Here is a 20,929-nt window from a genome sequence, read left to right as displayed (position 1 = left end):
CTCCTTTTTATTGTCTATTTTTATAGTTATTCGAAAGAAATTTCCATTTATCAAACGTCATAGCATCATTAAATTTGTTATAATGTGTTATGTTATGTTTAAATTTAATGTTTTAAGAGTAACCTTGGGGGCATTTTAATGAAAATATATCGAGTAACGAATGACGCAGAATCCCATATTATCGAAGAAATCGCGCACCTTTTTATACAGCAGCGCACAATGGACGGTGAACCTGAAGAACATTCCCGAACGCTTGCAGGTGTTAAGCTTGCGCTGGAAAACCCTGATAAGAGCGGGATCATTGTTGCTCAGGAAGAAGATACTATTATCGGACTAGCTTTTTTTAATTTGGGTATAAGCATTCGCATCGGTGGTCCTTATTTATGGCTTAATGAACTTTATGTACATGAAGAGTACCGAAATAAGGGTATTGCCCGCAAACTGCTTCTTCATTTAATCTATTGGGCCGAACGTGATGGAATTAAATCAATTGAATTAGAAACAGGAATCAATAACTCTGTAACGAAGCATTTGTATAACTCACTGGATTTTCATGATATCATCTCTAAGAGATACGCATTTAATTTTTAATTAAGAAGGAGTGTTCTTTAATGGCAATTGAATTTTCGATCCAGCCTACACCAAATCCAAACGCAATTAAGTTTGATGCATCTGAAAAATTTCTAGAAGGAAGATTATCTGCACGTGTTGGTGACGATACAGATTCACCTCTTGCAAAAGCATTGCTATCAATCGACGGCGTAGAATCAATCTTCGGCTTTGAAAATTTCATCACAGTTAACAAAACAAACGACAGTGACTGGAATCAGCTAATGCCTGAAATTGAAAAAGCTTTAAACGAAAATGCTTAATATGTAAAATGCGAAACCAGCCTAAGTTTGATGAGGGCTGGTTTTTTGATTTTATATGGTGTATGACGCTCGTTTAGCGAGTTTTGAGCGTTGCTGGGAGTGCGTAAATTCCCGTGAGCGCGCATAAATCTCCGCGAACGCTCATAAATCTACGCAAACGCTCATAAATCTCCGCAAACGCTCATAAATCTCCGCGAACGCGCATAAATCTCCGCGAACGCGCATAAATCTCTGCAAACGCTCATAAAACTTCGCAAACGCTCATAAATCTCTTCGAACGCGCATTAATCCTTGCCTCAAATGTAGTTCCCCGCTCATTTTTATCTAAAAGTCTCTAGCGGAACAGCCAATATATCTGTTTTCTCGCCGTCTTTCGGACTATAATAGAACAGTTCAAGCATCAATGTACCATTAATCGGCAAGTCTTCTTCAGGGATCTTAATTTCGAACGAAAAAGGCGCCCATGCAGGTGCTCCTTCTGAAGTTTGTGCATGTTGTTCAACAAAAACCTCATGGCCATCTGTAACTAAGTATGCAAATGAAGCCTCAAAAACTCTTGCTTCACCAGAAACTTTATATTCCCCATCAGTCCCTGTGAAGTGAATATTCCTGAATGAATTATTCTTTAAGTCCCCCAGCCCTGATTGCAAAGTCAAATTCTCGGTAACAACCAGATTTTCAGATTTAATAGAACCTGGTGTTACTTTGCTTGGGTTAAATACCGCTTTTACTTTGTATATTCCCGCTTTTCTGTCCTCTGGGGATAGCTTCCATTTTGCTTTCCATAAATGGCTTGCTCCTGCTTTGATCTGCACCTTCTCTGTGTCCTGTTTATACTTCTTCCCTTTTGAATGCCTATAATTCTCTTTTCCAGTTGAATCTGTAACCGTAATATCAAACATTTTAGAGCTGTCGAATTTCAAAGTTACTGTATGATTGCTTTTGTTCTCTAAAGCTATTAAAAAATCGATTCCATCGTTTCTCTGTTGAACAGATAATACGGGATTAAGCTGTGAACTTACGCTTTCATTCCCTTGAGTCTTTTTCTCTTTACCTTTGCTGCACGCAGATAGGATAGAAAATATGAGTAATGATGAAATAACTATTAAAAATATCTTTTTAAGTTTTTGTCCCAAGCAAATCACCACCTTTTAATTCATTTTTACCGTTATATGGTGATTTTAACGAAAAGATTCATAAATAAAACGCGGCACGGATAATGTCCGTGCCGCGTGTACATAAATAGCCAATTTGTATTTGTATGGGGTCTGTCCCCCCCCTAGTCGTTGCGGAAGAAGCCATAGATGCCTTGGGTATGAATGATATTCGTAAAGGCATTAGGGTCCACTTCTTTTAGAACCAGCTCCAAATCATATAGTTCATAGCGTGTTATTACAATCATAAGCATTTCTTTATCATGATTTGAGAAAGCTCCTTTTGCAGGGATGATTGTTATCCCTCGCACCATTCTGCCGTGAATGGCTTCTTGTATCTCTTTCCCTTTCTTCGTAACAATCATCGCTGTAAGCTTTTCATGACGAGTATGTACTGCGTCGATCACACGTGAAGAAACATAGAGAGCAACAAGTGTATAAAGTGCCTTTTCCCAGCCGAATAAGAAACCTGCCGCCATAATGATCAATCCGTTTAATATGAAAAAGTAGCCGCCGATCGGTTTGTTTTTCATTCGGGAAAGAACCATGGCAATGATGTCTAATCCACCGGTTGATGCACCGTATTTTAATGTAACCCCAACACCTATTGCAGCAATTACACCCCCAAAAACGGCGTTCAGCAAGATATCTGTTGATACTACTGTAATAGGAATTATTTCTAAGAAAAAAGTAATCATGAGTACGCTTAAGAAACTGTATATTGTAAACGACTTACCTACTTTCATCCAGCCGAGAATCGTAACCGGAATATTAAATATTAGATATAATATACCTGTTGAGATAGGAAATGAAGTATTTTCAAGCAGTGATGAAATAAGCTGGGATACCCCAGTAAATCCGCTTGCGTATACTTTTGCGGGAATCAAAAACATATTCAGTGATATTGCGTTTAATATTGCCCCTACTATTATAAAAAAGATTGTTTTCATTTCATTTATTCCTAGTTCAGAGATACGAAAACGTTCTTTAATCATGTGAGCCCCTCCTTTCATAGTCCAAGATTCATTTTTAACAGATAATACAGAACACCGTCAATAGCCAAATTAACCTTTTTTCTAAACATGTTGATTGCCTTTTCATTCCATCACAAGTTAAACTAGAGAAAAAGCCAAGCAGGTGAAATGAAATGATACATATTATAACGGATACAGGTTCTGATCTGCCAAAACAACTTTTGGACGAATACGATATTTCTATGCTTCCATTAGTAGTACAGATCAATAACGAAGAATATTTAGACCGGTCAAACATTGAACCAAAACAGCTATATACATATATGAAAGAAGGAGCCGTACCAAAAACGGCACAAGTACCTCCTGCTCTTATAAAAGAAACATTAAGTTCCTATGCAAAGAATGGAAAACCGGCAATATACATAACTTTATCTTCAGGAATTAGCGGCACGTATCAAACCGCAGTCCTCATGAAAAATGAAGTGCTCGAAGAATATCCTGACGCCCAGATTGAAGTTTTTGATAGTCAGGCAGCTTCACTCGGCTATGGACTCATGGTCTATGAGGCAGCCAAAGAAGCAAAAGAAGGAAAAGCATTGAACGAAATCATTAATACCTTACAGCATTATCAGAAACATCTTGAATCTATTTTTACCGTTGATGACCTTGAATATTTATTACGCGGTGGCCGGGTTAGTAAAACAGCGGCAGTAATGGGTGCTCTTTTAAAGATTAAGCCTGTGCTGCATATGGAAGACGGCAAGCTTTTCCCGCTTGAAAAATTGCGTGGAAAAAAGAAAGTCTTAGGCCGTATGGTCGAACTTATGAAAGAACGTGCTGAGTCACTGGATGATATTACAATCGGTATCAGCCATGCTGATGATACAGAAACGGCGCAAGCACTCAAAGAACTGATCATCGATGAAACAGGCAACCGAAACATTTTAATCACGATGATCGGCTGTGCAATTGGGGCACATGCTGGACCAGGAACCATTGCGTTATTCTTTTTAAATACACCTAAAAAAGTTTATTGAAACATGATGCATAATCAATTTCCTTCTGACAGATGTTAGAGACAGGAGGGATTCTATATGACACACCGCTATACAAAAGACGATAATAAAAGATCAGAAGACAATCAGGCGATGAACCAGCTTAAGAACGAAGCTGAACTCGAGATAAAGCAGAAAGGCAAACAGCCTTACTCTAAAAAGCCTGATCATCTTTAACAACATGAAAAAAGCTCCCGAATTAACGGGAGCTTTCTTTTATTGTTGGAAATTTTATAGTGAAACATGTGAAATCTTCTTTGGAATTCACTTCAATTGTGCCATTATGTTTTTCTACAATCTGCTTGCAAACCGATAATCCAAGACCTGTTCCAAGAGATTTGGTCGTTACAAACGGCTCGAAAACGTTCTCCAATAAATAATCAGGAATTGGATTCCCGTTATTACAGATTGAAAGTTCAACAGTTTTTTTAAAGGCCTTCTTTAGTTTGACCTCAATATTACGTTCACCATTCCATTCACTTAATTCTTCAACTGCGTTCACGAGAATATTTAATAAGACCTGTTTAATCTGTGAACTGTCTCCCTCAATATAAACCTCATCGCTTAAATCAGAATGAATGATGATATTGGTTTCTGTGAATCGAGGATACATAAATTCAAGCATCTCTTTTAAGAGTGTTGTTAAAGGTACACTTACAAGCTTATCTTCAAGGCCTCTCATTTTGGATAAATAAAGAAACTGAGTAATCTTTTCTTCAAGACTCTGCATCTCGTTCTGGATGATCTCAAAGTAATAAGCTGATTGATCCGTTTTCTCCAGTTCTCTTTGAAGCAAATAAATAAATCCTTTAACTGATGTCAGCGGATTTCTAAACTCATGTGCAAAGCTTGCTGCGATTTGTCCAAGCATCGTTAGCCTGTCATGATGCATTTCCTGAATGAACTGATTTTTTCTATCTATGATGGAGTCCTTTAGTGCCGTATAGTCTTTCACGCTTAAAAATAGAAGGTGATCAAAATAACGCTGCATCATAAGGACACCTTCGCCTTTTTCATGTTCGTTTAATAAGGAACACATTAAAAGCTCGTAAACAATGCTCCGGCCGATGTTTATGTTATGTACAAAATCTCCGATGTTTGCCTTTGCTTCAATTCGCTCTTTGGCCATTTTGTTTGTAAGATTACTTACTCTGTCGAGCGAACCTGTTTCCAAGTAATAGATCAGTTCTGCGATCGTTTGATAGCCGTTCTTTTTGACTTCCTCATAAAAAGGATCATTCTGCGGCAACAGTACATTTTCAAGCCATTTTTCAACGATGCTTGATTTCTGCTCACTAAGGAACGAAGCCAGCTTCTTATTTATTTGTTCATGTGTACTGCTATCCATGTAGTAATCACCCTTTAAATAAACAATCTCTGTCATCCATTATGAAGGATATTACATGATTCTACAATGAATTGTCGAAATGTGTATAAAGGTTGGAAAAATATACATGATGTTTATTTTAATGGAAATCAAACACTATGTAATAAAGGATCGTGAAAGGATGGTTTCCATGCATACGATGTGGAAAGGTGCAATCAGCTTCGGGCTAGTAAATATCCCAATTAAACTGTTTGCTGCCACAGAAAATAAAGATATTAAAATGAGATATTTACATGAAAAGTGCCACAGCCCTGTTCAATATGAAAAGATATGCCCTGTATGTGAAGAAACAGTTGACTCTAAAGAGATTGTTAAGGGGTATGAATATGAGCCTGGAAAGTTCGTCGTAGTTGAAAAGGATGAGCTGGATGAACTGGCAGGAGTGTCTGATAAATCGATCGAAATCATTGATTTCATACAATTAGAAGAGATTGATCCGATTTTTTACAACCGTTCCTATTTTGTTGGACCAGGAGAAAACGGAACGAAATCCTTTGCTCTATTAAAAAAAGCTATGGAAGACACTGGCAAGATCGGCCTTGCAAAGTTCACACTACGATCTAAAGAGCATCTTGCAGCAGTACGTGTGTATAAAAACGGTTTAGTGCTTGAAACAATCTTTTACCCTGACGAAGTACGCAATGTTGATCACGTTCCTGGATTAACTGACGAAGTTTCGCTTAATGAAAAAGAGCTTGAAATGGCGAAACAGCTTATCGAACAATTAACGGCTCCATTTGAGCCGGAAAAATATGAAGACGAGTATAGAGAAGCTGTTCTTGAGCTGATCAACAGTAAAATTTCAGGTGATGAAGTTAAAGTGGCAAAAGAAAAACCAAAGACAAATGTAGTTGATCTAATGGAAGCACTACAAGCTTCAATCAACGAGAGTAAAGGCAAAGAACCGAAGAAAAAAGAAACAAAGAAACAAAAAGAAACGGCTGAGAAAAAATCTGGTGAGGAAAAGAAAACGAAGAAGAAAAAATCAACAGCTAAGAAGAAAGCTTCAAGTTCATGATTTCCGCTTTTCTTAAACCCATGCTCCCTACTCTTTCTGATGAACTTCCAGTTGGCGAGGATTGGGTATATGAAGTAAAGTACGATGGTTTTCGGTGTCTTCTTTATTGGGATCATTCCAAAATTGTTATGACATCCAGAAATGGGCATCATCTGCATACAATATTTCCGGAAATCCCTAACTTTTTAAAGAGCTTTGATAATAAGCTGAATCACTTGTTTCCGCTTTTGCTCGATGGTGAATTGTGTATTTTAGAAAATCCTTTTAAAGCAAACTTTGAACAGATTCAAAAAAGAGGCCGGCTAAAACAAAGTGACAGAATTACACAAGCTGTTAAGCTGTATCCGTCCTCTTTTTGTGCTTTTGATTTGCTTGCTGTTGAAGGTCAATACATCTATCACGAGCACTTTTTAAAAAGAAAAGAATTGCTGTCGGGTTTTATAGAAACATTAAATGTGGATATCCAAAAGATAATCCCTTCATCTCATATGAACTTTGTCCCTTTTACAAATAATAAAGAGTATATTGAGCATACTGTCCGGAATAACAAAAGCGAGGGTATCGTAGCGAAAAATATTAAAAATAAGTGGTCTTCAGGAACGCGGACAACTCACTGGATTAAGGTAAAAAATCTTAGATACAGTACGTTTATTCTGACAGGATACGATACAGAAAACGGTTTTTTCCATGTTGGTGTGGTAAGAGATGATCAGATCATGTTTGTCGGATTGTTTTCGCACGGAATCTCACCTGAAGAGAAGGAAGCCTTAATTCAGGTCGTGAAAAGAAACCAAAGCGGAAGATCAGGCTCTATCATTACGATTGAACCGTCGCTGTGTGTGGAGCTTTCTTTTTTAGAGGTTTACAAAGAGCAGTTAAGACAGCCGCGCTTTTTTCGTTTTCGTTTTGACGCTGACTGGGAGGATTGTACATGGGAAAGCCTGCAAAAGAACAGCTGAATCTGCAAGTTAATGGAGAGATCGTCACACTGACAAGTCCTGACAAGCCTCTTTGGCCAAAACATAACATAGTAAAAGTCGAGTACATCAACTATTTGACACACATAGCACACTACATGCTTCCCTTCCTTAAGAACCGTGCACTTACAGTAATCAGATATCCGCACGGCGTTGGAGATGAACGCTTTTATCAAAAGAACTGTCCAGATTATGCGCCTGAATTTATACAAACGGTTCAAGAAGAGGATATCAATTATATTGTTTGCAATAACTTGCCTACCCTTTTATGGCTTGGAAATCAGCTTGCATTTGAGTTTCATATTCCTTACCGGACATCTGATACTTCCTTCCCGTCAGAGATTGTGATGGATCTCGATCCACCATCCCGAGAAGAATTTAAGCTTTCGATTGAAGCCGCATTGATGATTAAAGAAATTTGCGATAGCCTTCGTCTAACTACTTTTATTAAAACAAGCGGCAATAAAGGGATGCAGATTTATATTCCTCTACCTGATGATCAAGTAACATTTGATGAGTCCCGGCTTTTCACTGAATTTCTTGCACACTATTTAATTGAAAAAGAACCTCGCTGGTTCACAATCGAAAGGTTAAAAAAGAACAGAGGCAACAAATGTTATATCGATTATATCCAGCATGCGGAAGGCAAAACCATAATTGCACCTTATTCAGTAAGAGGAAATGATGATGCACTTGTAGCTGCCCCGCTTTATTGGCATGAGGTGGATGAGTCGCTTAAACCTGACTTTTTTCCGCTAACTGTTATTCAAGATCGAATTAAAGAAGTTGGCGATCCTTTTAAAGAGTTTTTTTCAGCGAAAAATAGACAGCCAATTTCTCCTGTATTAAAAGCATTAAAAGAAAAAAGCCTTTAACTGAGAGAATGAACTCATCAGATAGAGGCTTTTTAACATAGACTAATTCATTTTTTTACAAGATTGTCTTTCAACGAGCTCGAATGGCACCGCAACGCGTTTTGCTGGTTTTCCTGGCGTCTGAATGCATTCCAGTAATCCTTTTGCTGCTTCATAACCGAGCTTAAAAATATTAATATCAACGGAAGTTAAGGCCGGTGAAGAAAGTTCTGAAAGCATTACATTGTTGAAGCTTAACAAGGAAATATCCTCGGGAACACTTAATCCTAGGTCATTTAATGTACTTAATACACCAAATGACATAAGATCATCCATCACAATCAATGCAGTTGGCGGATTTTGCAATGCCAGCAGTTCTTTTACAGCTTCCTGCCCGCCTTCTTTTAAGAACTCTTCGTGAACGATATATTCATCTTTATGCGGCAGTCCTGCATTTCGTATTGCTTTTTCATAACCTAACAAACGGTCGATTGTTACGACGAGGTTTAAGTCACCGCCAACAAATCCTATTCGTTCATGGCCGAGGGACAATAAATGTTCAGTCATTTCCTGTCCAGCACGGAAATTATCGTTATCAATATGTGTTATCGTTTCTGCATTTTTAAAAGGTTTTCCGATTACGGTAAAAGGAAAGTTTTGTTCTTGTAAATAACACATGATACGATCGTCTACTCGTGAATAAAGCATAACGATTCCGTCAACACGCCGTCCCTGCACCATACGGACAACCCCATCAAAAATTTCATCCTCGGTTTTTCCCGTGGACATATATAGCGCATATTCCTGCTCGTGCGCCATCGTGCTGATTCCTCTGATTACTTCCGGGAAGAAAGGGTTTTGGAAAGCTTTATCTGCAGAACTTGGCATGACGAGTCCGATTGCCTGAGTGCTGCGGTTAGCTAAACTTCTAGCATTAAAGTTAGGATGATAGCCAAGGTAATCCATTGCTTCTTTCACTTTTCGTTTTGTTTTTTCTGATATACGCGGGTTGTTAGCAATAACCCTTGATACCGTTGAAGGAGCAACATCTGCTAATTTCGCTACATCTTTAATGGTAACTGACATAATGGGAGTCCTCCTTTCAGACTATTACTCTGGTTGTATACGCTTTCTTAATCCAACATAATTGTATAGAATCCTTAGGAAAAAAGATATATGATTCTTATAAATTCAGGTTGCTTTTAAAAGTAGTTGATTTCCGCTCCAGGTTGCTCGCTTTCCGCGGGGCGTGCGGTGAGCCTCCTTGGCTAATCAAGCCTGCCGTTGTCTCACCTTCAAGGAAGTTTGTGTGCTCCTGCGTCTACAAGCAAAATAGCATCAAGCGTGTTCCTCGTCGCATGCCTTGCAAGAAGTTTATTCAGGTGGTTGGCACGCAGGAGTCTCGCACCTTGCGCTCCAATCAACTTGTCAATGAAGAAAATGAAAGCGACCCAAAACCAACAATCTTATAGAGAAGATTCTTTAGAAATTCGCAAAATCTATAATCTTTTACGTTTTTTATATAGAAAGACAACCAACGTGATCACGAGAATAGCAATCGCTGCTATAGGAGCGTAGAGATAAGGATTTGAACTATCTTTTTGTAAAAGGAAAATATGCGCTGTCTCTCCTTTAACTTGAAGTTCCATGGTGTCACCTTTTACTTTCGCTTCTTCTTCGTTTAATAAATCAACAAGTTTATGCCCCTTTAAATCCTTGTCTTTAAAAGTGATCTCTGCATCTTTTTTATCGTTGTTATAAACGATATAAATCATTTCATCATTATGTGTTCTCTTAAATACCGCTTTTGCTCCATCATCTTTTATCATAGAAAAATCTCCTCGGCGAAGTGATGGATGCTTTTGTCTCAGATCACCAAGCTTCGCTGTAAATGTCGCCATCTTTTTGTTCTGGCTAAAGTCCATCATACGGCGGTTGTCAGGATCTTTCGCACCGTCCATCATATGTTCTGTCCCTTGATATAGAATCGGAATTCCAGGAGCGGTGTAAAGATAGGTCAGTGCCAATTTAAGTCTTTTTTCTGGGTCCTCTTGTTTGAGCAGCACTTCTCTTACAAAACGGATGTTGTCATGATTATCGATGAAATTTCCTAACGTATAGGGATCTTCATAATAATATTTGTTTCTTTCCCACACAGAGTGCAGCTCTGAAAGAGATTGACCGCTTTGTTTGAAAATCCTTACCATCTCATTAAACAAAGGATAATCTACAAAGGATTGAATTCCTGCTTTGTTATATTCTGCAATATACCGAGGATCGTTGTGCCACACTTCACCGATTAAATAAAAATCAGACTTCGCTTCTTTAACTCTTTCGGCAAATTCTATCCAAAAATCTTTTGGAACATGCTTAACTGTATCTAGCCTGTAGCCGTCAATATCTGTTTCTTTTATCCAATATTCAGCCATATCCAGCAAGTAGTTTCTCGTTTCAGGATTTTCTGTATTTAAATCTGGCAATCCTGCAAGCCATCCGTTCTCTACATTTTGCTGATTGTCCCAATTGCTGATCTCCTCCTGGGGATGAAACCAGTCTTTTTTTTCAGGATCGTTCTGCCATGAATGTTTGTAGCCTGTATGATTCACAACAAGATCCAATATTACTTTTATGTCACGATCATGGGCTTCCTTAACAAGCTGCTTTAACTCTTCCTTCGTCCCAAAATGTTCTTCCGTTTCGTAAAAATCCTGTGTCCAATAACCATGGTAGCCGCGTTCCTCATTTTTCACTACAGGTGTCATCCAAATTGCTGTTACACCAAGTTTTTTGAGGTAATCAAGCTTTTCAGTAATCCCTTTAAAATCTCCCCCATGATAGGCCGCAGGGTCTGATGTATCAACATCAAAATCATTCTTTTTATCACCATTATGAAACCGGTCTATCATAATAAAATAGATGGTCTCGTCTTTCCATGATCGCTCTTCCTTTTTTTCTGCAAGCGCTTTATTTTGAACAGATAAAAAAAGAAGAAACGACAAGCCCAAGATCATGATCTTTTTGCCCATCGCCGTTCCTCCTTGTTTGTCTTTCTCATTAGCTCTTTCTAAAAAGATTGTTGCTTTTATTTTGGGTCGGTTTTGTAAAGAGACTTCATTGATATATTGATTGTAGTGCAAGGTGTGAGACTCCTGTGGGATCAGTGGGACAGGTGAGACTCCTAATGGCCCAAAGGGTCAAGGAGGCTCACCGCCCGCCCCACGGAAAGCGAGCACCTGGAACGGAAATCAACCACTACCAATCAACGAAGTTTTTAACCTTTCGTTCCGCCTGCTGTTAAACCTGAAATAAAGTAACGCTGCAGCGATAAGAAAAGCAATCCGATCGGAATCGCAACTAATACTGAACCTGCCGCAAAAAGCGTAAAGTTATTTCCAAATTTATTTGAGATCATGTTAAACAATCCAACTGCCAGTGTCTGCTTTTCATCAGAGCTAATAAGAATAGAAGCCAAGATAAAATCAGCAAATGGCGAGATGAAACTGAATAGCGCAATTACCGCTAGAATTGGTTTCGAAAGCGGCAAAATAATTTGCCAGAAGATACGGAAGTGACCTGCACCATCAATACGTGCGGATTCATCCAGTTCTTTTGGAATCGTATCATAATAGTTTTTCGCCAAATATGTGTTCATCGGAATTAATCCGCCAACGTACACAAGAATTAATGCCAGATGTGTATCTAACAATCCTACTTGAAATGCAAGAATATAGATTGCAAGTATTGCTACGAACTGCGGGATCATCTGCAAAATCAGGAACAATAATAATCCATTCTTGCGTCCAACAAACTTATATCTTGAGAAGGCATAAGCAGTAAGGCCGATAAAGATGACGGAAAGCACCATTGTAATAAAACAGATCTTAAGCGTATTCCAATACCATGTTAGATATTCAGTTTCTGCAAAAAGCTTTCTATAGTGATCCAAGGTAGCATTTTCGGGAATAATCGTCGAACTTGATAAGCTATTACCTGGATTCAGTGAAGAGCCGACTACCCAAACGATCGGGTAGATTACAACAGCAATTGCACCTAAAAGAATAAGATACGACAGAGTTAAACGGATTCTATTTGCTGTTTTTATACTCATATTAAATCATTCCTTCATCCTTAAATGATTTGGTCTTTCTAAAGTAGAACAGTGACACCGAAACAATAATGATGGATAGCATAACGGTTACTGCTGCAGCTTTACTGTATTGAGCAGATGTCATCGTTAAGTTATAAATCCAGGAGATCAAGATATCAGTTCCACCTGCGTTCTGATCAGGAATCGCAGGACCACCATTGTTGAACAGGTAGATTACGTTAAAGTTATTAAAGTTAAACGTATACTGCGTAATCAAGATCGGAGCTGTCGTAAATAGAATCATAGGAAGCGTAATCTTTCTGAATTTGTCCCAAGTTGATGCCCCATCAACCGTAGCCGCTTCATAAAGCTCACCAGGAATAGATTGAAGAACTCCTGTTGTCATTGCCATAACGAACGGAAAGCCAAGCCATGATTGAATAAAGATCAATGCAATTTTTGTATAGAAAGGATCTGTCATCCAAGGTATGGAATCGATTCCAATAGATGCTAAAATATCGTTATTAATTGCTCCGAAAGTATCATTGAATAATCCTGAGAAGATAAGAATAGATACGAACGCTGGTACAGCCCATGGGAGAATCAATAATGTACGCATTAACCCTTTAAATTTAAGATCTTTCTGATTAAGAAGTACGGCAAGGAAAATCCCTACACCAATTTGTAGTGTTGTAGCTGTAAAAGTCCAGATAATTGTCCAGGCAAATACAGATATGAACGTTTCACGCCAGATATCTAATGTGAACATTTCAATAAACGTTTGAAAACCTACCCAGTCTACTAGTTTATTAGGCGGTGAGTTATATAAATTATAGTTCGTAAATGAAAGTAGAAGCATAAAGACGATTGGGAAAATAACTACGAAAACTAATAGCAGGAATCCAGGTCCCACCATGAGGTAAGGGAACCCTTTGTCGATCACGTTATGATATTGTTCGCGAAGTGTCGCTAACTGCAGCCCCATGTCGCGCTTCTTGCCATTTTGATAAGCATCATAAAAGTTCAATGCATAAAAGCCTAGTCCGATTGCAACTACGATCAAGGAGATAACACCATTTACAAGCAAGAATATAGAATGATCTCTTGGCACTTCTGTACCTAATGTTACAATTCCCCAAAGTCCAATATTTAGAAAATCCAGAAACGCAATAAAATAACATGCTGCTAAAAATAAGAATACAAATCCTTTTACCCATTGCTTGTTATAAAATTGCCCCAATCCTGGAATGATGGACAGCAGCGCTGCCGTCTTACGATGTGTCATTACAGGTTTCCCCTTTCCTTTTCCCGCTTACTTTATTGTGTATTGTTCGAAAGATTTCAGGACCCATTCTTTCAGCGAAACCTTTCCAACATACACAATAGTGAGAGAAAGCAGTACCCGCGACGAGTGGGTACCGCTTTCCTCTTATTGCTTTTTATTTTTTGTGGTTTGCTTCAATGTTTTGTCCGATTGTTTTTACTGCACTGTCTAATGCTGCTTGAGGCTTAGATTTGCCAGTTGCAGATAATTGAAGTGCGTTTGCAGCCGGAGCCCAAACTTCTGCCATCTCAGGGATGTTAGGCATTGGAACACCGCGTTCTGATTGAACAGCTACAGCTTTAGCAGCTTCGTTGTCTGCAATGATTGGGTCCTCCATTAGAGATACAACTGGAGGGATTTCTGCTGTCTTTTCATAACGAACTTTAGAGTTTTCTTCGTTTGTAATGAATTCAACAAGCTTTGCAGCCCATTCTTGGTTTTCAGAGAAAGCACTTACGTTATAACCTTTAACTCCGATGAATGTTTTTACATACTCACCGTTTGGAAGCTTAGGCATTGGTGCAACACCGATGTCGATTCCAGCATCTTTATAGCCTTGGAAAGACCAAGGTCCGTTCATAACTGAAGCTGCTTTACCTTCAGTGAATAATCCATCGATTGTAGAACCAGCTTTTTCACCGATGATACCTTTCGGGAACAATCCTTCGTTGTACCAGCTAGTGATGTAGTCTAAACCTTCAACAGCACCTTCATTAGCAAGGCCAACGTCTTTAGGATCTAAAGTACCGTTGTCATCTTTAAATACATATCCGCCAAATCCAGAAAGTACACCGTGTGCAAAGTAGAAGTCTGTCCAGTTTGCAAGGTATCCGTATTGAGCGCCACCTTTGTCGCCTTTAGAGAAAGCCATTAAGTCTTCTAAAGATTCAGGTGCTTTATCCATCATTTTCTTATTGTAGATGAATACTGGTGTTTCAGTTGATTTTGGAAGTCCATAAAGGTTTCCGTCGTATGTTAATGCGTTAATTGATGACTCAGTGTAAAGCTTTGTCACATCGTCAGAAACTTTAATCGGTGCAATAAGTCCTTCAATTGCTAAAGGTCCGATGCGGTCATGCGGTGTTGTGATAACATCTGGTCCTTTTTTTGCAGGTCCATCAAGACGAAGCTTCTCTTGTTGGTCAAGCATAGGAATTTCTTTAAGCTCTACTTTGATGCCGTGCTTCTCTTCAAACTTTTTGATGGCATCTTTTGTTCCCATACCTTTTTCCTGGTCTTCCCAGATAACCAATTTTTCTGGCTTTTTGCTTGAAGCTTCTTTCTTACCGCCAGTTGAAGTGCTGTCTTCTTGCGGTCCGCAAGCAGCTAGAGCACTTGCAGCTAGAGCAAAAGTTAAAGGCAATGCTAATAACTTTTTCATGAATTGTACCCCCCATAAGATATAAAAATTCAAAGCATACAAACGTTTGCACAGACTGACAAAAAAATATAACTCTGTTGAATTATGTAGTTTTTTGTCGTTTATGAAAACGATTGCATTACCTGCTCAATTTCATTATACCTCGGCATTAAATTTTTACAATAGTTTTTTATTTTTTTTTGGATTCGCTTTCATTCCCCTTGATTTTCACTTTGTAAGCGGTTTATACTACTTTCAACAATGTGAAGGCAATGTACATCTTAAGGGGGTACAACCTAGGTATTTTATAGGTTGTGCCCTTTTTTCATTTCTTTTAGAAAACTGTTTGTTTCTATTCTAAAAGATTGTGAATTTGCTTAGTTGACAAGTTGATTGGAGCGCAAGGTGCGATACTCCTGCGGGACGAGTGTGACAGGTGAGACTCCTAAGGACGCAAAGCGTCGAGGAGGCTCACCGCACGCCCCGCGGAAAGCGAGCATCCTGGAGCGGAGATCAACCACTTTAAGCTTTTAAATGAAGGGAGAAAAACATGTTAAAAGAAGCGATCTACCACAGAGCAGGTAATAACTACGCGTATGCATATGATGAAAAGACTCTTCATATCCGCCTGCGTACAAAAAAAGGAGATGCTGATAAAGTATCATTAATTTATGGCGATCCCTATGACTGGACGAAAGATGGATGGCAAACCGCTACTTCACCTATGACATTGAGCGGAACAGATGAATGGTTTGATTACTACCTTATTGAGATACAGCCGCCTTTTCGCAGATTGAGGTACGGGTTTGAACTCTCAAGCGGTGCCGAAACTGTAGTATTTACCGAAAAAGGCTTTTATGAAGAAGCACCGTTTGATGATACTGCCTATTACTTCTGTTTTCCTTTTTTAAATGCCATTGATGTATTTCGTGCTCCTTCCTGGGTGAAGGATACGGTATGGTATCAGATCTTCCCGGAGCGTTTTGCAAATGGCGATCAGAGCAATGATCCTGTAGATGCAGTACCATGGGGCAGTGAAGAACCAAAAAAAGATAATTTCTTTGGCGGCGACTTTCAAGGCGTGATCGACCATATCCATCATCTTGTAAAACTCGGAGTGACAGGCATTTATTTCACTCCTATATTTAAAGCCAAGTCTAATCACAAATACGATACGATCGACTACATGGAAATCGATCCTCAATTTGGAGATAAGGAAACTTTTAAGAAACTCGTGAAAATATGTCATGAAAACGGCATTAAGGTAATGCTCGATGCTGTGTTTAATCATAGCGGCTACTATTTTGAGCCTTTTCAGGATGTGCTTAAAAATGAAGAGAAATCCCGCTATAAAAATTGGTTTCATTTAAGGGAATTTCCAATCGTGACAGAACCGCGTCCAAATTATGATACGTTTGCTTTTGAAAAAACAATGCCAAAGCTGAATACAGAAAACCCTGAAGTCCGTGAATATTTGCTGAAAGTAGCCCGATATTGGATTGAAGAGTTTGACATTGATGGCTGGAGACTCGATGTTGCGAATGAAGTTGATCATTCTTTCTGGAGAGAGTTTAGAACTGCTGTAAAGACTGCTAAACCTGAAGCTTACATCTTAGGCGAGATTTGGCACGACTCGATGAACTGGCTGCAAGGCGATCAGTTTGATGCAGTAATGAACTATCCTTTTACAAATGCTGCTCTTGAATTTGTTGCAAAAAATACAATTGATGCAAAAGTCTTTGCCGAAAAAATCACCGCTGTTATGCATATGTATCCAGAAAATGTGAACGAAGCAGCGTTTAATCTTCTTGGCTCACATGATACAAAACGTGTTTTAAACTTCTGTGAAGGCAACAAGGACAAAATGAAACTTCTCTTCCTTCTTATGCTGACATTCAAAGGTACACCGTGTATTTATTATGGAGACGAAATCGGTATGACTGGGGAAATAGATCCTGGATGCAGAAAATGTATGGAATGGGATGAAGAAAAGCAGGATCTGGATCTTTTTAATCATATCCAGAAACTCCTTTCTCTTCGTAAAGAACACAAAGTTTTAGCGAATGAGGGCAAGCTGACATTCATCTCGGCAAATGGCAAGACACTCGTTTATGAAAAATCTTCTTATGATGAAAGCATATTGATACTTTTAAACGCTGGAGATGCATCTGTTGAGAAATCATTTATTATCCCAGAAGGGTATGAATTACTATTCGGAAAGGATGCATCGGAAGTAATACCTCCTTATGGATTCAGCATTTATAGAAAAAAATAAAAGCTGTTTTCGTAAACTTGGATGTTATTAGAAGAGGTTGATTTCCCCTTCAGTATGCTCGCTTTCCGCGGGGCGTGCGGTGAGCCCGCAGGAGTCTTGCACCTTGCGCTCCAATCAACTATCAATAAAAAAACAATCTATGAAAAAATCCCCTTACTAAAAAAGTAAGGGGATTTCCTTTCAAGAGTTCAATTTTCTGCTACAATAGGAAAATATTCTAAACACCTAGATGGAGAGGGATGTACATGAATGGAAATAAAGCCGCAAAGCTTTCCCTTTTTGCCATTACGTGGCCCATTTTTATAGAGATTTTACTTCATATGCTGATGGGTAACGCTGATACCCTTATGCTAAGCCAATACTCTGATCACTCGGTTGCAGCTGTTGGATTAACTAACCAGCTTTTATCAGTCGTGATCGTTATGTTCGGTTTTGTTGCTACAGGGGCGAGTGTGGTCATTGCACAAGCAATCGGTGCGAAGCTTGATAAAACGGCAGCCGAGGTTGCGGTTGTATCGATTATAGCAAACTTACTTTTCGGTTTGCTGTTAAGCGGAGCATTGCTTATTTGGGGTGACACTTTCTTAAAGTGGATGAATACTCCGCCTGAATTAATGAAAGAGGCAACCATCTATCTTATGATCGTTGGCGGTTTTTCTTTTGTCCAATCTGTTATTATGACAATTGGTGCCGCTATTCGCAGTTACGGATTTACGAAGGATGCGATGTATGTAACCATCGGGATGAATATCTTAAATGTGATCGGAAACTACTTATTCATTTTCGGCGCATTTGGATTCCCTGTTCTTGGTGTTGAAGGTGTCGCCATCTCCACTGTTTTCAGCCGATTTTTAGGATTGGTTGTCATTTTGTATCTATTATTCAAACGATCTTCTATTCCTCTGCCCTTTGCAAAGTCATTTAAGCTGATTCCGCTTCATATTAAAAGCGTATTGAAAATCGGACTTCCGGCTGCAGGTGAACATCTCTCTTACAGCGGTTCTCAAATGGTTATTACTTTTTTCATTACATTGCTCGGCACTTCTGCTCTTACTACAAAAGTGTACACGTTTAATATTATGATGTTTATCTTCTTATTTGCCGTAGCAATCGGACAAGGGACACAAATTCTAATCGGACATATGATTGGTGCGAAGTCATATGACTCTGCTTATAAAATGTGTTTAAAAAGCCAGACCTATGCCATGATCATTAGCTTCTTAATGGCCGGAGTTGCTTCTCTTTTTGCAAAACCACTTCTTTCCCTTTTCACGGATAACCCTGAGATTATAAAAGAAGGAACACTATTGCTTTACTTAACACTATTGCTCGAACCTGGACGTTCCTTTAATCTGGTCATTATTTCAAGCTTAAGAGCTGCTGGTGATGTAAAGTTCCCCGTTGTGATGGGTGTTATTTCTATGTGGGGTGTAAGTGTAACGCTCGCCTATCTCCTCGGCATCGTCTTTGAACTTGGATTAGCAGGTATTTGGATTGCCTTTATTGCGGACGAGTGGCTGCGCGGGCTTTTCATGTTAGCAAGATGGAGAAAACGAAAATGGCAGAATAAATTTATGGTGCGGAATGCTGAGGCGACTGCTTAAACTTTCGTGGGATTATTTTAATATGATTATTCCACGCGGACATTACGTATATCTTGTCTTTCAAAGAAATACAAATATAAAAAAGCGGTCACTCAAGAGAGGTATCTTCTGAGTTTGCCCGCTTTTTGTTTATTAATCTATGATATTTACATTATAGTCACTCAGCCAGCTATCAATTTGAGCCAGATGTGCCATAAGCTGCGGACCAGTCATCAACTGTCCGAACCAAGGTTCGTTGAATGTTTCCCCGTTCTTATCAATGATTTTCTGTACTTTCTCACGGTTCAGGACTTCAAAAAGCGGCGAGTTCTTCTTATTTACAATACACTGCAGCCAGTCTTTTACGCCGTCTGTATACTCCGGGTGAAAAGTTTTAGGATATGGACTTTTCTTCCGGTACAAAACGTCATCTGGAAGCATACCGGTTAATGATTTTCTCAGAATCCCCTTCTCTCTTCCTGCAAGCATCTTCATTTCCCAAGGGATATTCCACGCATACTCTACGATTCTATGATCGGCAAAAGGCACCCTGACTTCTAAACTTGCTCCCATACTCATGCGGTCTTTACGATCAAGAAGTGTTGTCATAAACCATAGCATATTTAAATAAAAGATTTCTCTTCTTCTCGCTTCTAGTCTCGTTTCTCCTTCAAGTACCGGTGTTTCTTTTACTGTTTCTTCATATCTTTGCTGGACATATGATGCGAGATTCAACTTTTCTGCCCATGAATCCTGTAGAAGATTCTGTCTTGCTACTGTTGAGCGCATCCAAGGAAACATCTCTCTGTTCATGAGCTCTTCTTTATGAAACCATGGATATCCGCCAAAAATTTCATCTGCGCATTCCCCAGACAGTGCTACTGTAGATTGCGGCTTAATCTGCCGGCAGAACCATAATAATGAAGAATCCACATCTGCCATACCAGGAAGGTCGCGTACAGTAACTGCTTCACGCAAGTGATTGATTAATAGTTCGTTATCTATGACACAGCTATGATGAGTGGATCCTGTAGCCTCTACCATTTTATTGATCCAGAAACCATCTGAGTTCGGCTGATAATCGCTAGCTTTAAAGTATTTGTCATTATCTTCATAATCAATGCTGAATGTGTGAAGTTCGCCTTTGTTTTCTTCTTTAAAATGCTTGGATGCGATTGCCGTAATCGCACTTGAATCTAATCCTCCTGATAAAAATGTACAAACCGGTACGTCTGCTACAAGCTGACGGGTTACAGCATCTTTTACTAGAGTCCCTACGTTCTCAATTGTTTCTTCGAGTGAATGCTCGTGAGGTTTGCTTTCCACGTTCCAATAACGCCAGATCTTCAATCCATTCTTTGTGTAGGTTGCTGCATGTGCCGGCCGAAGCTCTTTTATTCCTTTATAAACACCGTTACCTGGTGTTCTGGATGGACCGAGGCCAAATACTTCTTGAAGTCCTTCACGGTCAACTTCCGCCTTTATTTCGGGATGAGCCAGAATAGCTTTCAGTTCCGACCCAAAAAGAAAACGGCCGCCTTTTTCTGAATAAAAGAATGGTTTAACTCCTAAACGATCTCTTGCGACGAACAAACTCTCCTTCTCTTCATCCCATATTCCGAAGGCGAAAATTCCGTTAAACTTTTCGATGCAGGCCTCTCTCCACTCTATATAGGAAACTAGGAGAACTTCTGTATCAGAATGGCCTTCAAATGTGTAGCCGCGCTGCAAGAGCTCTTTTCGGATATCCTCCGTGTTGTACAGTTCCCCGTTATAGCAAAGTGTATAATTGTTGTTGTTCTTTTTTCTGCTCATCGGCTGTACGCCGCCTTCAATATCGACAACAGCAAGCCGGGCGTGACCAAATCCTGCATGTGTTGTGCACCAGACATTCAATGCATCAGGTCCTCTTTTGGATAAAGTTGTGGCCATTTTTAACAGTACATTTTTTTCATTGATGAGGTTTCGATTCCAATCTGCCCAGCCTGTTATTCCGCACATTGGTTTCA

18 protein-coding genes are annotated in these 20,929 nt (G+C 39.2%); 9 read left to right on the top strand and 9 right to left on the bottom strand.

Features of this window, described 5'->3' with window-relative positions; all coding sequences use genetic code 11:
- The first annotated feature begins 138 nt into the window (after positions 1 to 138).
- Positions 139 to 591, top strand: coding sequence for a GNAT family N-acetyltransferase (locus ACFQ4X_RS05040; RefSeq protein WP_066288739.1), 453 nt, complete (start codon positions 139 to 141; stop codon positions 589 to 591).
- A gap of 20 nt (positions 592 to 611) precedes the next feature.
- Positions 612 to 872: a NifU N-terminal domain-containing protein gene (locus ACFQ4X_RS05035; protein WP_066288738.1), complete on the top strand. Its 261-nt coding sequence runs from the start codon at positions 612 to 614 to the stop codon at positions 870 to 872.
- A gap of 320 nt (positions 873 to 1,192) precedes the next feature.
- On the opposite strand, the gene ACFQ4X_RS05030 is transcribed toward ACFQ4X_RS05035, so the two are convergent.
- Positions 1,193 to 2,008, bottom strand: coding sequence for a BsuPI-related putative proteinase inhibitor (locus ACFQ4X_RS05030; protein WP_379833453.1), 816 nt, complete (start codon positions 2,006 to 2,008; stop codon positions 1,193 to 1,195).
- A 143-nt stretch (positions 2,009 to 2,151) separates the two neighbouring features.
- Positions 2,152 to 2,976 (bottom strand): YitT family protein, encoded by an 825-nt coding sequence (locus tag ACFQ4X_RS05025; RefSeq protein ID WP_379837044.1) that lies wholly within the window; start codon positions 2,974 to 2,976, stop codon positions 2,152 to 2,154.
- A 197-nt stretch (positions 2,977 to 3,173) separates the two neighbouring features.
- Between ACFQ4X_RS05025 and ACFQ4X_RS05020 the strand changes: the two genes are divergently transcribed.
- Positions 3,174 to 4,037 carry a DegV family protein gene (locus ACFQ4X_RS05020; RefSeq protein ID WP_379833452.1) on the top strand — a complete coding sequence of 288 codons (864 nt, stop codon included), beginning with the start codon at positions 3,174 to 3,176 and terminating at the stop codon, positions 4,035 to 4,037.
- 57 nt (positions 4,038 to 4,094) lie between these two features.
- Positions 4,095 to 4,232, top strand: a complete 138-nt coding sequence (locus ACFQ4X_RS05015) for a hypothetical protein (protein WP_379833451.1) — start codon at positions 4,095 to 4,097, stop codon at positions 4,230 to 4,232.
- Between the two features lie 22 nt (positions 4,233 to 4,254).
- Here the strand turns inward: ACFQ4X_RS05015 and ACFQ4X_RS05010 are convergent, their stop codons facing one another.
- Positions 4,255 to 5,403 (bottom strand): histidine kinase N-terminal domain-containing protein, encoded by a 1,149-nt coding sequence (locus ACFQ4X_RS05010; protein ID WP_379833450.1) that lies wholly within the window; start codon positions 5,401 to 5,403, stop codon positions 4,255 to 4,257.
- 169 nt (positions 5,404 to 5,572) lie between these two features.
- On the opposite strand from ACFQ4X_RS05010, the gene ACFQ4X_RS05005 reads away from it, so the two are divergent.
- Genes ACFQ4X_RS05005 through ligD (ACFQ4X_RS04995) form a run of 3 tightly spaced genes read left to right on the top strand, consistent with a single transcriptional unit; the run spans position 5,573 to position 8,312 of the window.
- Positions 5,573 to 6,460: a Ku protein gene (locus ACFQ4X_RS05005; protein ID WP_379833449.1), complete on the top strand. Its 888-nt coding sequence runs from the start codon at positions 5,573 to 5,575 to the stop codon at positions 6,458 to 6,460.
- A complete protein-coding gene (gene ligD / locus ACFQ4X_RS05000; RefSeq protein WP_379833448.1) occupies positions 6,457 to 7,419 on the top strand; it encodes a non-homologous end-joining DNA ligase in 963 nt (320 codons plus the stop codon). The genes ACFQ4X_RS05005 and ligD (ACFQ4X_RS05000) overlap by 4 nt, the downstream gene beginning before the upstream one ends.
- Positions 7,392 to 8,312 (top strand): non-homologous end-joining DNA ligase, encoded by a 921-nt coding sequence (gene ligD / locus ACFQ4X_RS04995; protein ID WP_379833447.1) that lies wholly within the window; start codon positions 7,392 to 7,394, stop codon positions 8,310 to 8,312. The genes ligD (ACFQ4X_RS05000) and ligD (ACFQ4X_RS04995) overlap by 28 nt, the downstream gene beginning before the upstream one ends.
- A 42-nt stretch (positions 8,313 to 8,354) precedes the next feature.
- On the opposite strand, the gene ACFQ4X_RS04990 is transcribed toward ligD (ACFQ4X_RS04995), so the two are convergent.
- From ACFQ4X_RS04990 to ACFQ4X_RS04970, 5 genes are all read right to left on the bottom strand, one after another.
- Positions 8,355 to 9,377 carry a LacI family DNA-binding transcriptional regulator gene (locus tag ACFQ4X_RS04990; protein ID WP_379833446.1) on the bottom strand — a complete coding sequence of 341 codons (1,023 nt, stop codon included), beginning with the start codon at positions 9,375 to 9,377 and terminating at the stop codon, positions 8,355 to 8,357.
- A gap of 413 nt (positions 9,378 to 9,790) precedes the next feature.
- Positions 9,791 to 11,317 carry an alpha-amylase family glycosyl hydrolase gene (locus tag ACFQ4X_RS04985; protein WP_379837042.1) on the bottom strand — a complete coding sequence of 509 codons (1,527 nt, stop codon included), beginning with the start codon at positions 11,315 to 11,317 and terminating at the stop codon, positions 9,791 to 9,793.
- A 245-nt stretch (positions 11,318 to 11,562) separates the two neighbouring features.
- A complete protein-coding gene (locus ACFQ4X_RS04980; protein WP_379833445.1) occupies positions 11,563 to 12,399 on the bottom strand; it encodes a sugar ABC transporter permease in 837 nt (278 codons plus the stop codon).
- Position 12,400: 1 nt separating this feature from the next.
- The gene (locus ACFQ4X_RS04975) at positions 12,401 to 13,663 is read right to left on the bottom strand and encodes a sugar ABC transporter permease (protein ID WP_379833444.1); all 1,263 of its coding nucleotides are present in this window, start codon (positions 13,661 to 13,663) and stop codon (positions 12,401 to 12,403) included.
- 154 nt (positions 13,664 to 13,817) lie between these two features.
- A complete protein-coding gene (locus ACFQ4X_RS04970; protein WP_379833443.1) occupies positions 13,818 to 15,083 on the bottom strand; it encodes an extracellular solute-binding protein in 1,266 nt (421 codons plus the stop codon).
- A gap of 529 nt (positions 15,084 to 15,612) precedes the next feature.
- On the opposite strand from ACFQ4X_RS04970, the gene ACFQ4X_RS04965 reads away from it, so the two are divergent.
- Entirely contained in the window at positions 15,613 to 17,337 is a 1,725-nt protein-coding gene (locus ACFQ4X_RS04965) for a glycoside hydrolase family 13 protein (RefSeq protein ID WP_379833442.1), read from the top strand.
- 245 nt (positions 17,338 to 17,582) lie between these two features.
- Positions 17,583 to 18,941 carry an MATE family efflux transporter gene (locus ACFQ4X_RS04960; RefSeq protein ID WP_379833441.1) on the top strand — a complete coding sequence of 453 codons (1,359 nt, stop codon included), beginning with the start codon at positions 17,583 to 17,585 and terminating at the stop codon, positions 18,939 to 18,941.
- 132 nt (positions 18,942 to 19,073) lie between these two features.
- On the opposite strand, the gene asnB is transcribed toward ACFQ4X_RS04960, so the two are convergent.
- Positions 19,074 to 20,921: an asparagine synthase (glutamine-hydrolyzing) gene (asnB, locus tag ACFQ4X_RS04955; RefSeq protein WP_379833440.1), complete on the bottom strand. Its 1,848-nt coding sequence runs from the start codon at positions 20,919 to 20,921 to the stop codon at positions 19,074 to 19,076.
- Positions 20,922 to 20,929 lie beyond the last annotated feature (8 nt).

Origin of the sequence: Fictibacillus halophilus, from assembly GCF_042680145.1 — a bacterium.
In the GTDB taxonomy this organism is placed as follows: Bacteria; Bacillota; Bacilli; order Bacillales; family Fictibacillaceae; genus Fictibacillus; species Fictibacillus halophilus_A.
Note: the sequence above shows the minus strand (reverse complement) of the source record. Positions and strands in the feature narration are given on the sequence as shown.

Coding starts and splice junctions, on each gene's coding strand:
- ACFQ4X_RS05035 (WP_066288738.1), top strand. CDS start 612: ATGGCAATTGAATTTTCGATCCAGCCTACACCAAATCCAAACGCAATT.
- ACFQ4X_RS05020 (WP_379833452.1), top strand. CDS start 3,174: ATGATACATATTATAACGGATACAGGTTCTGATCTGCCAAAACAACTT.
- ACFQ4X_RS04990 (WP_379833446.1), bottom strand. CDS start 9,377: ATGTCAGTTACCATTAAAGATGTAGCGAAATTAGCAGATGTTGCTCCT.
- ACFQ4X_RS04980 (WP_379833445.1), bottom strand. CDS start 12,399: ATGAGTATAAAAACAGCAAATAGAATCCGTTTAACTCTGTCGTATCTT.
- ACFQ4X_RS04975 (WP_379833444.1), bottom strand. CDS start 13,663: ATGACACATCGTAAGACGGCAGCGCTGCTGTCCATCATTCCAGGATTG.
- asnB (WP_379833440.1), bottom strand. CDS start 20,921: ATGTGCGGAATAACAGGCTGGGCAGATTGGAATCGAAACCTCATCAAT.
- ligD (WP_379833447.1), top strand. CDS start 7,392: ATGGGAAAGCCTGCAAAAGAACAGCTGAATCTGCAAGTTAATGGAGAG.
- ligD (WP_379833448.1), top strand. CDS start 6,457: ATGATTTCCGCTTTTCTTAAACCCATGCTCCCTACTCTTTCTGATGAA.
- ACFQ4X_RS04985 (WP_379837042.1), bottom strand. CDS start 11,317: ATGGGCAAAAAGATCATGATCTTGGGCTTGTCGTTTCTTCTTTTTTTA.
- ACFQ4X_RS05025 (WP_379837044.1), bottom strand. CDS start 2,976: ATGAAAACAATCTTTTTTATAATAGTAGGGGCAATATTAAACGCAATA.
- ACFQ4X_RS05010 (WP_379833450.1), bottom strand. CDS start 5,403: ATGGATAGCAGTACACATGAACAAATAAATAAGAAGCTGGCTTCGTTC.
- ACFQ4X_RS04965 (WP_379833442.1), top strand. CDS start 15,613: ATGTTAAAAGAAGCGATCTACCACAGAGCAGGTAATAACTACGCGTAT.
- ACFQ4X_RS05005 (WP_379833449.1), top strand. CDS start 5,573: ATGCATACGATGTGGAAAGGTGCAATCAGCTTCGGGCTAGTAAATATC.
- ACFQ4X_RS04970 (WP_379833443.1), bottom strand. CDS start 15,083: ATGAAAAAGTTATTAGCATTGCCTTTAACTTTTGCTCTAGCTGCAAGT.
- ACFQ4X_RS05015 (WP_379833451.1), top strand. CDS start 4,095: ATGACACACCGCTATACAAAAGACGATAATAAAAGATCAGAAGACAAT.
- ACFQ4X_RS05040 (WP_066288739.1), top strand. CDS start 139: ATGAAAATATATCGAGTAACGAATGACGCAGAATCCCATATTATCGAA.
- ACFQ4X_RS04960 (WP_379833441.1), top strand. CDS start 17,583: ATGAATGGAAATAAAGCCGCAAAGCTTTCCCTTTTTGCCATTACGTGG.